Annotated in this window: 11 protein-coding genes and 2 tRNA genes; 10 read left to right on the forward strand and 3 right to left on the reverse strand. The window is 70.6% G+C overall.

Going from position 1 to position 14,962, the window contains the following annotated elements:
* The first annotated feature begins 58 nt into the window (after positions 1-58).
* Both PPSIR1_RS31930 and PPSIR1_RS31935 read left to right on the forward strand, forming a co-directional pair.
* Complete coding sequence (locus PPSIR1_RS31930) at positions 59-2,947, forward strand: tetratricopeptide repeat protein (RefSeq protein ID WP_006975371.1); 2,889 nt, start codon at positions 59-61, stop codon at positions 2,945-2,947.
* Positions 2,947-3,750, forward strand: a complete 804-nt coding sequence (locus PPSIR1_RS31935) for a ribonuclease Z (RefSeq protein ID WP_006975372.1) — start codon at positions 2,947-2,949, stop codon at positions 3,748-3,750. Before PPSIR1_RS31930 ends, PPSIR1_RS31935 begins: the two co-directional genes overlap by 1 nt.
* A 3-nt stretch (positions 3,751-3,753) precedes the next feature.
* On the opposite strand, the gene PPSIR1_RS48530 is transcribed toward PPSIR1_RS31935, so the two are convergent.
* Positions 3,754-4,419, reverse strand: a complete 666-nt coding sequence (locus PPSIR1_RS48530; RefSeq protein WP_006975373.1) for a hypothetical protein — start codon at positions 4,417-4,419, stop codon at positions 3,754-3,756.
* 97 nt (positions 4,420-4,516) lie between these two features.
* On the opposite strand from PPSIR1_RS48530, the gene PPSIR1_RS31945 reads away from it, so the two are divergent.
* Positions 4,517-5,329: an EI24 domain-containing protein gene (locus PPSIR1_RS31945; RefSeq protein WP_006975374.1), complete on the forward strand. Its 813-nt coding sequence runs from the start codon at positions 4,517-4,519 to the stop codon at positions 5,327-5,329.
* Positions 5,330-5,401: 72 nt separating this feature from the next.
* Here the strand turns inward: PPSIR1_RS31945 and PPSIR1_RS31950 are convergent.
* Positions 5,402-5,488, reverse strand: a tRNA-Ser gene (locus tag PPSIR1_RS31950).
* Positions 5,489-5,600: 112 nt separating this feature from the next.
* Here PPSIR1_RS31950 and PPSIR1_RS44420 point away from each other — a divergent pair.
* From PPSIR1_RS44420 to PPSIR1_RS31980, 6 genes are all read left to right on the forward strand, one after another.
* Positions 5,601-6,380 (forward strand): CPBP family intramembrane glutamic endopeptidase, encoded by a 780-nt coding sequence (locus PPSIR1_RS44420; protein ID WP_157596182.1) that lies wholly within the window; start codon positions 5,601-5,603, stop codon positions 6,378-6,380.
* A gap of 137 nt (positions 6,381-6,517) precedes the next feature.
* Positions 6,518-6,591: transfer RNA gene (locus PPSIR1_RS31960), tRNA-Arg, on the forward strand.
* A gap of 91 nt (positions 6,592-6,682) precedes the next feature.
* Positions 6,683-7,225 carry a tRNA adenosine(34) deaminase TadA gene (gene tadA, locus PPSIR1_RS31965; RefSeq protein ID WP_157596183.1) on the forward strand — a complete coding sequence of 181 codons (543 nt, stop codon included), beginning with the start codon at positions 6,683-6,685 and terminating at the stop codon, positions 7,223-7,225.
* Positions 7,218-8,177 carry a hypothetical protein gene (locus tag PPSIR1_RS31970; RefSeq protein ID WP_006975377.1) on the forward strand — a complete coding sequence of 320 codons (960 nt, stop codon included), beginning with the start codon at positions 7,218-7,220 and terminating at the stop codon, positions 8,175-8,177. The genes tadA and PPSIR1_RS31970 overlap by 8 nt, the downstream gene beginning before the upstream one ends.
* A gap of 144 nt (positions 8,178-8,321) precedes the next feature.
* Positions 8,322-8,849 carry a hypothetical protein gene (locus tag PPSIR1_RS31975; protein WP_006975378.1) on the forward strand — a complete coding sequence of 176 codons (528 nt, stop codon included), beginning with the start codon at positions 8,322-8,324 and terminating at the stop codon, positions 8,847-8,849.
* A gap of 488 nt (positions 8,850-9,337) precedes the next feature.
* On the forward strand, positions 9,338-10,177 hold the full coding sequence (locus PPSIR1_RS31980) for a hypothetical protein (RefSeq protein ID WP_157596184.1): 840 nt from the start codon (positions 9,338-9,340) through the stop codon (positions 10,175-10,177).
* Positions 10,178-10,194: 17 nt separating this feature from the next.
* On the opposite strand, the gene PPSIR1_RS31985 is transcribed toward PPSIR1_RS31980, so the two are convergent.
* Positions 10,195-12,609, reverse strand: coding sequence for a UvrD-helicase domain-containing protein (locus tag PPSIR1_RS31985; RefSeq protein WP_006975380.1), 2,415 nt, complete (start codon positions 12,607-12,609; stop codon positions 10,195-10,197).
* Between the two features lie 152 nt (positions 12,610-12,761).
* On the opposite strand from PPSIR1_RS31985, the gene PPSIR1_RS31990 reads away from it, so the two are divergent.
* Complete coding sequence (locus tag PPSIR1_RS31990) at positions 12,762-14,780, forward strand: M28 family peptidase (RefSeq protein WP_006975381.1); 2,019 nt, start codon at positions 12,762-12,764, stop codon at positions 14,778-14,780.
* Positions 14,781-14,962: the final 182 nt, after the last annotated feature.

The following is a 14,962-nucleotide window of genomic DNA, read 5'->3' on the forward strand; positions in this document are numbered from 1 at the left end:
CAGCCGGGCAGGTGCCGCGTTTGACAGCCCCGTGCTCCGCGCGCAGAATTTTTCGCCCATGGCCGCCCCCTCCGAGCCCCGCCGCGTCCTGCCCCTCGCCGCCACCGTGGCGGCGGCGCTGCTCGTGGCGGGCTGCGAGCCCAAGAAGGACACGGAGACGCCGGGTGGAGAGGACGCGGTCGAGGACCCCGAGCGCGACGGCCCGCTCGTCGACCCGCGCGCGGCGGGCTTGAGCGAGGAGGCCGTCGGCCAAGGCCCGGACACGGCCGAGATGGCCACGGAGGAGGCCCGCAAGCGCGAGAAGCCGGCCGACCCCAAGACCCGCGACGCGGCCCTGGTCGCCGCCGCGCACGGCAACCCCGAGGGCGCCGCGACCTTCCTGAGCGAGCACCTGAAGTCGAAGCCCGGCGACACCGAGGCCGCCTTCGCCCTGGCCCGGGCGCAGCGCCTGCTCGGTCGCCTCGACGCGGCCCAAGAGACCCTCGAGGCCGCCCGGGCCCAGGCCAAGAAGAGCAAGGACAAGGCCGTCGAGGCCCAGGTGCTGCGGCGGCTCGCGGCCCTGCGCGAGGTCCACGGGGACATCGCCGGGGCCGAAAAATTGATCGTCGACGGCCTCGGCCTCGACCCCACCAATTTGCTGCTCCAGGGCGAGCGCGTCCGCCTGGCGCTGATCTCTGGCAAGGTCCAGGAGCGAGACATCCGCGGGCTCATCGACGGCCTCTACGACGCCTACGGCGACGGCACGGCGCAGACCGCCGAGCAGATCCTCGGGGCCTCCTACGCGGCCCTGGCCGAGCGGGCCTTCAAGAGCACCAACCGCTTGATGCAAGAGGCCGAGAACCTCGCGCCGGCCAGCGAGGGCTCGGAGCTCGGCGACGAGATCGCGGTGCGCTACGCCGAGCTCTTCCTCGAGAAGTACAAGCCCAGCGAGGCCGCCCAGACCGTCGCCCAGGTGCTCGAGCGCGATCCCTGGAACCCCGAGGCCCTGGCGCTGATGGCCCGCATCGCCCTCGACGACTTCCGCCTGGGCCCGGCCTCGCGCGCGGCCGAGGAGGCCCTGCAGGTCAACCCCAGCAACGCCGAGGCCCACACCGTGCTCGCCTGGGTCGCGCTCATCGAGGGGCGCCGGGACGAGGCCCGAGAGCGCGTCACGGACCACGTCCTGACCCTCAACCCGGCCCACGTCGACGGGCAGGCGGTGATGGCCGCCCTCGCGATCTACGAGCGCGACGAGGCGGCCTACAAAAAGGCCCGCGACGCCGTGTTCGCGGCGCGCCCCGTCGAGGGGCAGTTTTACTCGGGCCTGGGCGACCTGCTGGGCTACCTGCACCTCTACCCCGAGGCCGACGAGGTGCTCACCGAGGGCGCGAAGCGCCTGCCCGACGACCCCTACGTCCAGGGCGCGCTGGGCCTGTCGCGCCTGCGCCTGGGCGACGAGGTCGCGGGCCGGGCCGCCCTCGACTTCGCGTGGCGCAAGGACAAGTACAACGCGCGCACCCTCAACGTGCGCCAGCTCTACCGCGAGAGCATCGAGCCCAACTACGCCGAGCAAAAGTCCGGCGGGCTGACGGTGCGCCTGCCCGCGGAGCTCCAGGATGTGGTCGGGCCGGGCTTCATCGACGCCATCGCCTCGGCCCAGACCACCCTCGACAAGGCCTACGGCATCGACCTGGGCACGCTCCGCGTCGAGATCTTCGCCGACCCCGAGGACTTTTCGATCCGCACCGTGGGCACGCCCAACCTCGGCGCCCTCGGGGTCTGCTTTGGCCCGGTGATCACGGCCTTGGGGCCCTACGCCGGCACGCACAACTTCGACCACGTCATCTGGCACGAGATCGCCCACAGCTACGCCATCGAGCTCAGCGAGGGCCGGGTGCCGCGGTGGTTCACCGAGGGCCTGAGCGAGTGGGAGTCGGAGCTGGCCTACCCGCCGGCGGCCCGGGAGAGCGCGGCCTTGCTGAGCGCGGCCCGAGACCACGACGCCCTGCGCAAGCTCAGCGAGCTCGAGCTGGCGTTCTTGCGGGCCGAGAACGCGATGATGATGGAGGTCGCCTACGCGACGGCGTCGTGGGCCATGCGCTACCTGGGCGAGACCTACGGCCGGCCCAAGATCGTCGTCATGTTGAAGGGCTACGCCAAGGGCAAGTCGACGGAGGAGCTGTTCGTCGAGGTCCTCGGCAAGGACATGGCCACCGTCGAAAAGGAGTTCGAGGCCTGGTTCGACGCCGAGCTCGACCGCAAGATCAGCGGCTGGCGGCCGAACCTCCAGGACCCAAAGGCCCAGGACGACCCGCGGGTGCAGACCTTGATGGAGGTGATGAAGGCCGGGCAGGAGGGGGACTTCGAGTCGGCGCGCAAGGGGCTCGAGGCCCTGGTCCAGGGCAAGGGCGACGGGGCCCAGACCCGGCTGATGCTCGGCAACGTGCTCGAGCAGCTCGGCGACGACAAGCAGGCGGCCAAGCAGTACGAGAAGGCGGCGAGCTTCAGCGTCGAGGCCCTCGAGCCGCTCATGGCCCTGGCCGCCCTCGCGCGCAAGCAGGCCGACGTCAAGGGCGAGCTCGACGTGCTCGAGCGGGTGCTGGCGATCGACGGCATGAGCCTCGAGCCGGCCCTGCGCGCGCTGGTGCTGGCCGTGGCCTCGGGCGACAAGCGGGCCGAGGCCTTCTCCGACCGGGCCAGCGCGATCGCGCCGCTGCACCCCACGGCCCTGGCCGGGGCGTCCGTGGTCGCCTTCGACGCCAAGGACAAAAAGCGCGCCCAGGTCCTGCTCGACGAGTCCATGGTCACGGCCCTGCGCCCCGACGCGGGGCTCGACGTGGTCGTCAGCGCGGCCGTGGCCGCCGACCGCCTCGACGATCCGCGGGTCAAGGACCTGGCCCCGCGGGCGCTCGAGAGCAAGGAGCTGCCCAAGGCCGCGCGCAAGCGCCTCGAGGCGCGCCTGCCCTGATGGCGAGCGCGTCGTCTTTCGAGCTGGTCTTCGTCGGCACCGGCGAGGCCCTCGACCCCGAGCTGCCCAATACCAGCGTGCTCGTCCGCGGCCCGCAGACCTGGCTGCTCGACTGCGGCTACGCCGTGCCCCACGCCTTGTGGCGGATCACCGAGGACGTCGACGAGCTCGACGCGGTGTACCTGAGCCACTTCCACGCCGACCACTGCTTTGGCCTGCCGGCGCTGCTGCTGCGCATGCGCCTGGGCGGGCGCACGCGGCCGCTGACCCTCGTGGGCGGCCCGGGCTCGCGGGCCAAGATCGAGGCGGTGCTCGAGCTGGGCTATCCGGGCAGCTTCGCCGCGCACAAGTGCTACGCGCTGGACTTCGTCGAGCTCGAGCCGGGCGCGGTCACGGCCTGCGGCGGCTTTTGGGCTCGGTGCGCGCCCACGGCCCACTCCCTGGTCAACTACGCCCTGCGCCTCGAGGCCGAGGGCATGCGCTCGCTGGCCTACTCCGGCGACGGGGCGCCGACGGTCGCCAGCCGGAGCTTGTTCGCGGGCGTCGAGCTCCTCGTCCACGAGTGCTTTTCGATCGGCGCGGGCGAGGGCGCGCCGGCGTCTTCGGCCAAGCCGCGCAGGCACGGCGAGCTCCTCGAGCTCCTCGCCCTCGCCCGGGACTGCGGGGTCTCGAGCCTCGCGCTTTTGCACCACATGGCCGAGGCCAAGGCGGCGCTGCGCGAGCGGGCCCAACGAGAATCGCCCGACGGCCTGGAGCTGCTGCTCCCGACGCCGGGCGATCGGGTGGACTTGCGGTCCGGTTGAGGTTCAGCCGCCGGTGGTGTCCAAGCCGCCGGTGTCGGTCTCGGTGCCGGTGTCCAGGCCGCCGGTGTCGGTCTCGGTGCCGGTGTCCATGCCGGTCTCGGTGCCGGTGTCCATGCCCATGTCGGTGCCGCCCTCTTCGTCCATGTCGGGGCCGTCCTGGCCGCAGTCGATGCCCGCGACAGCGCCGCCCTCACACCACCACAGGTCGTCGTCGAAGCAGCAACCCTCGAAGGTCAGGCCCTCGGGGCAGGGGCCGCCGGTGATGTACTCGCCCTCGGGGCACTCGATGGGGTTCGTGCCGCCGGGATCCTCGCCGGCCTGGTTGCAGTCGTAGAAGCCGGCCTGGGCCGACCAGCCGCACATGCCCTCGTTGCCGCCGCCGTCGGTGGTGGTCTCCATGGGCTCGGGGAACTCGCAGACGTTGTCGACGCACTCGAGGCCGTCGGCACACATGCCGTTGTCACACTCGCAGTTGAAGGTGCCCGGCTCGCAGCTGCTCGTCGTCTCGGTGGTCGTCGTCTCGTCGCCGACGTCGTCGTCCGTGGTCGTGTCCTCCGTCGTCTCCGTGTCCGCGACGGTGTCGGAGTCCGAGCCGCCATCGTCGCTGGGGCAAGCGGTGAGGGTCAGAGCGAACGCAGTCGCGAAGAGCGCAGAAAATTGGAGTCGCATCGCCGCACGATACACGCGGTGAGCCACCGTTGATCATCCTTTTTTTCGCTTGACCCCAGGACTTGTGTTTTTCGCGCGAGGCACCACGCTCTCATCCATGGCCGAACCCGCCGATGCCGCTGAGGAGCCTGGGTCCACGGACACGAGCCCCTTCGGCCGGGGCATGCGCGCCGCCTGGGACGGCCTCCGATCGGCGTTTGGCGATGGAGACGTGAACCGAGCCTACCTGCGAGTCGTCGCCGGCTTGTTCACCCTCACGCTGGCGCTGGACGTGGGCTTGCTGTGGTTGCTGTTCGCCCAAACTGCGCCGACCCCCGACATGGCAACTTGGGCAAAGGTTGGTCTATGGGCCGCCCGGGTGCTCGGGACCGTGGCCACCTTCGTGGCGGGGCCGCTGTTGTCGATCTTCGTGGTGAACATCGTCTTCCCCTTCTTCAACCAGCCGGTGTTCCTGGCCGGTCTCAAGGTGGTCGATTCCGCCCGAGCGGAGGCCCTCGAGGCGAGCGAGGGCATGGTGATGTGGCGCTCGGCCGCCAACGCGACGCGGCGGCTCGTGGTGTTCCTGGTCCTGAGCCTGTGCTGCTTCGCGTTGAACCTGATCCCCGTGATCGGGAGCGTGGTCGCCACGGTCTGTCAGGCCTGGCTGACCGCGAGGACCGTGGGTTGGGAGCTCCTCGACCCCTACTTCGACTGCATCGACATGCGCTATCCCGAGCAAAAGAAGCTGATCCGCGAGCACCGTGCGGTGCTGCTCGGCTTCGGCTTGCCGCTGTCTCTGGTGCTGGCGATCCCGGTGGTCGGCCCGCTGTTTTTTGGGCTGGCCCAGGCGGCGGCGGGGACCTTGGTCGCGCGAGAGATCCCCGTCGATCCGCGAGAGGGCGCAGGCCCGAAGACCATGGACAGTCTCTGAGTTCGCTCAGTTCGCTGCGCTTCGCGCAAAAAAAGTCGAGCGCCCGCCATGCGTGATGGGGGCGCTCGTCTGCGGAGCCAGAGGGATTCGAACCCTCGGTAGGGTTACCCCTACACAGGATTAGCAATCCTGCACCTTCAGCCACTCGGTCATGGCCCCAGGGGGCGCAGAAACTAGCGACATCGTCGACCACTTGCAAGGGTCTCGCGGGCTTTGTTGGTGGAGCGCGCGTCTTGCCGGTCTGCTGGGCACACTGCACACTGGAGAGACCATGAGCGAGACTGCGCGACAAACGCCGCCTGAGCGTCCGGCGGCCCGGGGCCTGAACGAGGTCGCCCTCGGTGTCGTGTCCGAGAGTGTGTGGTGGGGCCTGTCCTTTCTGGGCGGGCTGACCGTGATCTTCGTGCTCGTGCTGCTGACGAGCATCGTCACCGGCGAGGCCGAGACGCAGCCGGCGTGGCTGGGCATCATCGGCGGGCCGATCCTGCTGGGTACGGCCTGGGCCTGCTACCGCGGCCTCGAGGCCCTGCTCGTGAGCAAGGGTGACAAGAGCTACGCCATGGTCCCCGAGCAGCGGCGGCTGTCGGTGGTCACGAGTCTCGGTGCCGCGCTCGGGGCCATCACCATCGCCGTCATGGGCAGCTCGCTCATCGGCTGGGTGCAGGCCGAGCTCATCGGCATCGAGATCGAGGAGCAAGCGGCGATCGTCGAGCTCGTCGCCCGCGGGGACGCCGTGGAGCTGGCCCTGCTCACCCTCACGGCGGTCGTGCTGGCCCCGCTCGCGGAGGAGCTGCTGTTCCGCGAGATGTTCTTTCGCCGCCTCTACCACCGCACCGGGCTCGCGGCGGCGCTCATCGTCCCGGCCCTGGCCTTCGCCATCTCGCACTGGAACCCCGTCGGGCTGGCCGTGTACGCCTGGCTGGCCGTGGTGTTCGCGCTGACCTACCTCTACACGGGGCGGATCTTCGCGGCGATCCTCGCCCACGCGGGGCACAACGCGATCGTGCTGGCGATCCTGGTGTTTGGTCCCGAGTCGCCGCTGCAGCCTTGAGGCCCAGGCGCTCGCCAGGGCCCTCGTGAGACCCCTCCGCGATCTTTTTTGGCCCCGACCGTGATCGAGACCTTGCACGCCCGACCGGGCCTTGCTACACACCGCACCCCGCAAGCGATTCCAGCTCGCAAGCCCATGCACCCATAGCTCAGCTGGATAGAGCGTCGGTCTACGGAACCGAAAGTCGGAGGTTCGAATCCTTCTGGGTGCGCAACGAGAGCCCCGCTACTCCACTGGAGAGCGGGGCTCTCGCCTTTTGTTTTCTGTTTCTTTTCTTGGCGCCAGGGGCGATCCTGACTCCCGTGGAGCCCGCCTCGCCCACGCCGACCGCGGAAGATCTCCGATACATGCGCATGGCCATGGCCCTCGGGGCCGAGGCGGCGACCCGGGGAGACGTGCCCGTGGGCGCGCTGGTGGTCCGCGACGGGAAGATCCTCGGGGTCGGCTTCAACACCCGGGAGCAGGACCACGACCCGACGGGGCACGCCGAGGTCGTCGCCATGCGCGAGGCCTGCCGCCAGGCTCGGCGCTGGCGCCTCGACGGCGCGACCCTCTACGTGACCCTCGAGCCCTGCCCGATGTGCGCGGGCACGCTGGTCAACACTCGCATTGCGCGCTTGGTCTACGGGGCCCACGACGCCAAGGCCGGGGCGGTGCGCAGCCTCTACCAGCTGTGCGAAGACCCACGCCTGAACCACCGCCTCGAGGTCGTCGGCGGGGTCCTGGCCGAGGAGTGCGCGGCGCTGCTCAAGGACTTCTTCAAGGCCGCCCGGGCCCGGGCCAAGGCGCGCAAGCGAGGCGCCGGCGAGCCTCGGCGCTGGGTCGAGGGAGGTCGCGGTGGCTGAGGTCGACGAGACCCTGCAGATCCAGGCCATGCTCACCCGCGAGCGCCTGGCCGTGGACCTGTGCGACGGCAAGCGGACCAGCTTCCTGACCCACGTCGGCTCCGCGCCGCGCCTCGTGCCCGGGCCGTGGATGGCCCACCGCAAGCTGATCATGGCGCTGGCCCTGGCCAACCTCGCGCCGCACCAGCGGGCCAGCCTCGCGCAGGCGGTGCTCGTCGACTGGGAGCGGGAGTTTGGCGTGGGTCGCCTGGTCCTCCACGCGCTGCCCTCGGGCCTGCCCCTGGGCGGGTCGAGCCTGCTCATGCGCCGGCGCGGCGAGGAGGGGGCGCTGCGGGTGCTCTACACCTGGGCCCTGGGCCCGCGGGCGATGCCCGTCGAGTGCGACTGGCTGCTGCTCCGCGTCCAGCCCGAGTGGGCCCTCGACAACGCCCCGCGCAAGGTCGGCGTGCGTGGCCTCGACACCCTCGCCCAGCTCGGCGGCCGGGTGCTCTTGCTCGTGCCCAGCCCCGTCGCCGCGCGCCAGGTCGCCGACGCCATCGCCGGCCGCCTGCCCGTCGACGCCCACCCGCGCTTTTTGCCGCACCTCGAGGACCACGAGCCCGACGCGCCGCTGTTGCTGTGGCCCCACGACGCGATCCGCTCGACCACCCTCGAGCGCCGGGTGATCTCGACGGCCGTGCTGATCGGCGCGCCCGAGCTCGTCCGCGGCGAGACCCAGCGCTGGGCGGCGAGGCGCCGCGACGCGACCGAAGAAGCCATCGAGGTCGTCGACGCGGCCTGCCCCGGGCGGATGGATCGCAAGTCCCTGACGCGCTACTGGAAGGCCTGCGGCAAGCCCAAGGTGCTGCTGCGGGGGGACCCGGAGTGGGCGACGCAGGGCGAGCGGTGGCTGCGGTCGATCGGGGCGACGGTTGCCGCCCACGCCGAGAGCACGCAGCTGGGCCTGTTCTAGCGGTCTCGCTAGGCGTCATGTGTCGCCGAGGCGAAACGGCAACCACCCCGCCACGGGGGGCCGCGCCGGGCAAACGACGCGGCGACGCTCAGGCCCGCCCTCGGGCCAATGGCCCCGGCTCGGAAAAGCAGTTAGCCTGCGTTCGTGGCCGAGTCCGACGCTCACACTGCGTACCCTGCCGAGGTCTATGAGGGCTTCGATGCTTTCATGCAGCAGATCATCAAGGACACCTACGAGCGGGGCTCGAAGCGCCCGGAGTTCGTGGCCTTGGTCCTGGCTTCGGGGGAGCTGCTGCCCATGGCGTGGGGGCGGATCAAGAAGGCTGGCGTTCGGGACCTGGCCCTGGGCGCGGCGGGGGTGGTGGCGCTGCGGCTGGGTATTCGATGGTTGCTCGGGGGGCCCTTGGGGGTGATCTTGACGGGCTTTACCGTGGCGACGCTGATCTCGTTTTTCTGGGCGAATCAGCAGGAGGTGCTCGCGCGGCGCAAGCCCTACAAGCAGTTGATCGCGGACACCCACGAGAAGTTCGAGGACATTCAGGATCGCTATCGGAACAAGCGCTACGACGCTGGGGAGCGGGCGCTGCTCATCGAGGGGCTGTTGCGGCGGACCTTGGCGGAGATTGAGAAGCCGCTCGAGAGTGATGAGGAGTCCGAGGGGGACGAGGACTGAGCCTGCGTCTGCGGTACTTGGTTAGCTCCGGCGTTGCAGTGGGACTGCGGTGCTTGGTCGGCTCCGACGGTGCTCCGCGGCCTATTCGGCGGGCTCCTCCCCACTCCTGCGCTCGAGCCGAGCCACGCCTGGTTGCTCTTCCAGGGCTGTAGGCGGCTCGGTGCTCGTCGCAGGGACCCCTCCCGCCGAGCGGCCTGCTGTGTATGCGCCAGAAAAATGCCGGGCTAACCCAGAACAGGTTCGCGGCGGCCGGGTGCATCCCCACCAACCTCCGCAACCAGAAACGCCCCAACAACCATGGTCTTCACCCCCGCCAAAACATTTCTCCTCGCCGCCCCGTGACCGGAGCCGCAGCGAGCGAAGCGAGCGTGAGGTGGATGAATCGCGCGCAGCGAAGCGAGCACGATTCATCGTCGGGGCGGACGCTGTCGAGGTCCTCTCGATAGCACCTCATGGGGAAAACCAGCCTGCCCTCCAACCCGGGCTGCTTGCAGCAGTCTCTGTACGACCGAGACGTCTGCTCGGAAGAAGAAACCAGCTCCGAAGCAGAAACCAGCTCCGAAGCAGAGACCTCCTCAGAAACCGGCAGCGAAGCCCTCGCATGCCCCATCGAGTGGGTGTTCTTCGTCGACAACGCCGTCCCCCAACCCGACGACGGCTACCCGATCGTCCCCGGCCCCTTCGGCGAGTGCCCCGAGGGCACCGAACTGTCCGAGGTCTACCCCTGCTTCGGAGACATCTGCACCTGCGAGCACCTCTGCGACCCCGAGTGCGGCCCCCGAGGCGTGTGCCACCCAGAGGAGCCCGACAACACCTGCGCCTGCCACCCGGCCTACGCTGGCGAGCCCGGAGCGTGCGCCTGGGAGGGCGCGCACGACAACCCGGACTTCGAGGCGGGCTGCGAGGGCTGGAGCTTCGCGGCGTTCACGGGCACCGAGCCGGGGCAGGTCGTCGCCGAGGTCCTCGACGGCGGGCTGCACCTGCACGTCGAGCGCTGCGAGGAGCTCGCCGCCTACACGACCGTGCGCGTCCCCGACGCCATGGAGCTGCCCGAGGGCGCGGCGCTGGTGTTCGACTACCGCCTCGAGATCATCGGCGAGCCGGGCAACGGCGGGCCCCTCGACGTGGACCTGTCCAACGAGGGCGTGGGCCCGCTCGAGGCGACCGGGGGGGAGCTGGCGGAGTCTCGGACCTGCCTGCCGCTGAGCTACGGCTTCACGCGCCAGCTCGAGTTTCGGCTGTGGGGCGCGGGCGTGTGCGCCGATCCCCTCGAGATTGATCTGTGGGTCGACACGCTCGCGGTGGTCGCCGACCCCAACTGTGGCTGAGCCGCTGAGGGGGCCGCTCAGCCGGGGGGCTGCTCGTCGTCCTCGTCGATGAGGTCCTGCGGAACCAGCGGGCTGGGTCGGCCCGAGCACACCAGCCACAGCTGGTAGGCGGTGCGGGTGCAGGCGATGTGCAGCAGGTGCCGGGCCGAGTCGCGCACGGGGTAGTTTTGCCGGGTCGGGTCGAGGACGATGACGTAGTCGAACTCGAGGCCCTTGACCTGGCGGACGTCGGTGACGTCGATGCCGGGCAGGAAGGTGAAGTCCTGGCGCGAGACCAGGCGCAGGCGCGGGACCTCGGCGATGTGCAGGGCCTCGTAGTAGGCCTCGGCCTGCTGGGGGTAGCGGGTCAGCAGGGCCACGGAGGCCGTGGGCTCGCGCTGCATCAGGTTGCGCAGGGCCTCGCCGAGGAAGGCGACGGACTCGCCCATGTCGGAGAAGCCGAAGTAGCTGACCGGGGCGCCGTCGCGGGCGATGAGGTCGTCGTTGGGGTCGTGGAGGTGGCCGAGCACGTGCTGGGCGATGGCCATGACCTGACGCGTGGACCGGTAGGTGATCTTGAGGGGCTGGATGGCCACGTGGGGCAGGCCGGCGTCCTCGAGCAGCTGCGGCCAGTCGACGAAGCCGTTGTCGAAGATCATCTTCTGGGCCTTGTCGCCCGCGATGGTCACGCTGCGCCCGGCCGAGGCGGTGTCGAGCAGCACGCGGACCTCGATGGGGCACAGGTCCTGGGCCTCGTCGATGACGATGTGCTCGTACTCGAAGCGCTTGCCCTTGACGAACAGGCCGCCGCGCTTGGCCTGGTACAGGCGCATGATCACGGCGTCGTCCTCTCCGTCGAGGCGCGGGGGCTTGCGCGGCGAGCTGGGCTCGTCGTCGTCGTCGTCGCGGCGGAGGTTGGGCTCGTCCTTGTGGTCGCGCCAGTCGATCAGCGCCGAGGTCTTCTTGGCGCACCACTTGACGATGGTGTTGACCTCGGAGTCGGAGAACTCGTCGGGGGCCTTGCTGGCGATGGCGTTGCGGATCCGCCGGCCGTCGCCGAACAGCTCGGCCCAGTCCCCGACGACGTCGTCGACGCTGCCCCTGAAGGCGCGCAGGCTGGTCTCGGCGGCGGCGCGGGTCTTGGCCGGGAGGTTGCGCCCGTCTTCTTCGATGAGCCAGCGCAGGGCTCGGTGGCCGCGGACGCTGGGCGGGAGCTTGGCGAGCTTGCGCCACTGCTCGAGGACCTGCTCGCCGCCCGGGCGGCCGCGCAGGCGATCTTCGAGGGAGCGCTCGACGTCGGCGAGGTCCTCGGCGACGAGCTCGGCGATCATCTCGAGCACCATCGGGTGCTTCTTGAACCGGACCACGGCCTCGGGGGTCGAGTCCGTGCGCTGGGCCGGGATGTCGAGGCGCAGGCGCCGGAGCAGCGCGGCGCTCCACCGGCGGTAGGTGGTCACGGTCACCCCCTCGACGCCGAGGGAGGGGAGGACGTGGCGGATGTACTCGACCAGGGCCTCGTTGAAGACCACGATCAGCATCTTCTCCGGGCTGAAGCGGCGGCGGTCCTGGAACGCGAGGTAGGCCACGCGGTGCAGGGCGACGGTCGTCTTGCCCGAGCCCGCGCCGCCTTGGATCAGCACCACGCCCGACTCGGGCTGGGTGATCAGGCCGAACTGCTGCTTGTCGATGAGCGCCGTGATCTCCTGGAGGCGCTTGTCGGCGAGGCCGTCGAGGTCGTTGTTGACGCCCAGCTGGCCCCGAGGCACGCGCACGGCCTTGCCGGTGCCGCCGGCGAGGCTCGGGCGGGCCTCCCGGCCCAGGTCGCGCCACGCCCCGCCGCGGCCGAGGGCGAAGCTGCCCTGGGGGGTGTCGATGCGGCGCAGCTTGCCCTCGCCCACGACCACGCTGCGGCGCAGGAGCACGGTGCCCTCGATGCTGCGGTCGTCGAACTCTTCTTCGTACTCGTCGAGCTCGTCGTAGCGGTAGTAGAGCCGGGACACGGGGGCGTTGCGCCAGTCGACGATCGACAGGCCGTCGCCCTTGTCGAGCATGGTCCGCTTGCCGATCAGCACGTCGCGCAGCTTGCCCATCCGGGCCTCGCGCAGGCGCAGGTGGCCGAAGTAGGGGTTTTGGGGGTCGACGGGCGCGGTCCGGCCGGACCCGCGCTTGGCGTTGAGGGCCGCGAGCTGATGCATCTGGTCCATCAGCGAGGCGAGGTCCTCCTCCTTGGCCGTGGCGATCTCGTCGCGCAGCTCGATCATCGCGCTGTTGAGATCTTCGAACTGGTGGGTCGCGGTCGCCAGCTGCTCCTCCACGCGGGCTTGGATGCGTTCGAGGATCGACAGCTCCTCCGCGACGATGTCGCGGCCGCCCTCGGCGAGGGCCGCGAGTGCGTCGGCGGTGGGCTCCGCCGAGGGGGTCTCTGGGGCGACGCTGGTCAGGCGCTCAGACACGATCGCCGTGATTAGCAAAAGCTGAGCCCGCGCGCACCCCTCGAGGGCGCGGGGCCTCGGGTCGGGCCTCCCCGGGCTCCGATCGTCACCTGGGCGCCGAGAACGCGAGTTCAGGCCGTTTCGCTTTTGGACGGGACGCGCTATTCACGGTCATGGCCCGGTCTCGCGCGTTCTCCCTCGTCTCGGCGGTCTCGAGCCTCTCGGCAGTGACCCTCGTCGCTTGCACGGTGATGGGGGTTCAGGGCTGCCGCGCGGACGCTGGCTCCGCCGATCCCACCGTCCTCGCGGCGGGCAGCGGCGACACCCTCGGGCCGAAGGTCGACAGCGCCAAGATGATGGCGGCCATCGAGCACTTGGCCAGCGACGAGCTGCAGGGCCGCTTCACCCTGGACCCGCAGATCGAGGAGGCCGCGGGGTGGATCGCCGGCCACCACACGGCGCTGGGCCTGGTCCCTCCGCCCAAGGCGGAGTCCATGCGCGTGAGCTATGGCCTGCTCATCGACGTCGAGCCTGAGGGCGAGCAGCGCCTGGCCGTCGGGGGGAAGGCCGTGGACGCCGAGCGCTTCGTGGCGCGGGGTGAGGGGCGCAGCGGCGAGGCCAAGGGCGAGCTCGTGTTCGCGGGCTACGCCGCCCAGTGGCAACCCAGCGACCAACCCGAGGTGCCGCCCATCCGCGAGGGCGTGGAGATCCCCAAGCCGACCGTCGCGGGCTACGACGACCTCGCCGGCCTCGAGCTCCAGGGCAAGGTCGCGCTGATCCTCGACGCGACCCCCAATACCCCCGATCTGGCCCGGTTGTTCGCGACCATGCGGAGCATCGCCGAGGACTTCGACGCCAAGGTCGGGCCGCTGCGCGAGGCCGAGGACATCAAGGGCCTCGAGGCCCTGCACCGCGACGCCCGCGAGCGCCTCGCGGTCCTCGTCGGCGGCTACATCGACGTGTCCAAGCTCGGCGACGACTACTGGAAGGTCGAGGACCCCAAGGCCAACTTCGACATCCAGATGGCCGCCATGGCGTTCATGGAGCAGGCCATGGCCAACCCGCAGTTCAACCCCGCGGAGCACGGCCTGGCCAAGAAGCTCGAGCGCCTCGCCGCGGCGGGAGCCGTGGGCGTGGTCATGGTCCGGGGCCCGCGCAGCGAGCCCGACCCGGGCGCCCGCGAGCGGGACGCGCTCGGCGACGCGAACGAGCGCGAGCTCAGCAACCACCCCACGGTCATGGCCGAGCCTGGTCCCCTGCCCCTGGTCCAGCTCAGCTGGCGCGAGGCCGACCGCCTGTTCGACATCGGCGGCGAGCGCCTGAGCGAGGTCCAGGCCGCGATCGACAGCGACTACACCCCGCGCTCGACCCCCCTGGGCGTCGAGGTCGACCTGCACACCGAGCTGAAGGAGACCCGCGTCGACGTGCCCAACGTCGTCGCCATGCTCCCGGGCAAGACCGACGAGATCGTGCTGATCGGCGCGCACTTCGACCACATCGGCAACGACGAGAGCGGCGACTGCCGGGCGGTCGTGCGCCGCGGCCAAGAGCCCGACACGGTCTGCAACGGGGCCGACGACAACGCCTCGGGCACGGCGATGATCATGGATCTGGCCCGGGGCTTCGCCGAGCGGGCCGAGGCCACCGGGGAGCCCCTCGAGCGGACCTTGGTGTTCGCCCACTTCTCCGGCGAGGAGCTCGGCCTGCTCGGCTCCCGGGCCCTCGCCGAGAACGCGCCCTTCGACATGGACGAGGTCGTGGCCATGGTCAACCTCGACATGGTCGGCCGCCTCGGGCCCCAGGGTCTGGCCGTCGGCGGCATCTACAGCAGCGAGCAGTGGATGCCGCTGCTCGACGAGGTCGGCAACCACGGCATGCGCATCCTCTACGAGGGCGGCACGACCACGCGCAGCGACCACGCGCACTGGTTCCGCCGCCAGACGCCCGTGCTGTTCTTCTTCACCGGCGTCCACCCGGACTACCACCGCGCCGGCGACGAGATCGACGAGATCGACGTCGAGGGCCTCGGCAGCATCGGCCAGCTCGTCAGCGACCTGGTGTTCCGACTGGGCGAGGGCTACGCCATCGAGTGGGGCGAGCTGGGGCCCGGGGAGGGCATCGGCCGCGGGCTGCCGGGCGACGACGAGTCGACCATCGTCAAGGTCGTCGGCGCCGACGGCCAGCCGCTCTGACTGAGTCGTGGACGTGGGGCAGGGAGGGCGTGGCGTCGTCCACGACGGCTAAAACAGACAGAGACTGTGAAAATTTCACAGTCTCTGAGTCGTGGACGTGGGGCAGGGAGGGCGTTTCCCGCAGCGGGGGCCTGGGACGAGGCGGCCAAGAAGGTGCTCGACTTTCGCTACGAGACCCCGCT

The sequence above is a fragment of the Plesiocystis pacifica SIR-1 genome (assembly GCF_000170895.1).
Taxonomy (GTDB): Bacteria; Myxococcota_A; Polyangia; order Nannocystales; family Nannocystaceae; genus Plesiocystis; species Plesiocystis pacifica.

Excerpts from the sequence above, each read along its gene's own strand:
- PPSIR1_RS44420 (WP_157596182.1), top strand. The coding sequence starts at position 5,601 with ATGAGCGAGACTGCGCGACAAACGCCGCCTGAGCGTCCGGCGGCCCGG.
- PPSIR1_RS31945 (WP_006975374.1), top strand. The coding sequence starts at position 4,517 with ATGGCCGAACCCGCCGATGCCGCTGAGGAGCCTGGGTCCACGGACACG.
- PPSIR1_RS31930 (WP_006975371.1), top strand. The coding sequence starts at position 59 with ATGGCCGCCCCCTCCGAGCCCCGCCGCGTCCTGCCCCTCGCCGCCACC.
- PPSIR1_RS31990 (WP_006975381.1), top strand. The coding sequence starts at position 12,762 with ATGGCCCGGTCTCGCGCGTTCTCCCTCGTCTCGGCGGTCTCGAGCCTC.
- PPSIR1_RS31935 (WP_006975372.1), top strand. The coding sequence starts at position 2,947 with ATGGCGAGCGCGTCGTCTTTCGAGCTGGTCTTCGTCGGCACCGGCGAG.
- PPSIR1_RS48530 (WP_006975373.1), bottom strand. The coding sequence starts at position 4,419 with ATGCGACTCCAATTTTCTGCGCTCTTCGCGACTGCGTTCGCTCTGACC.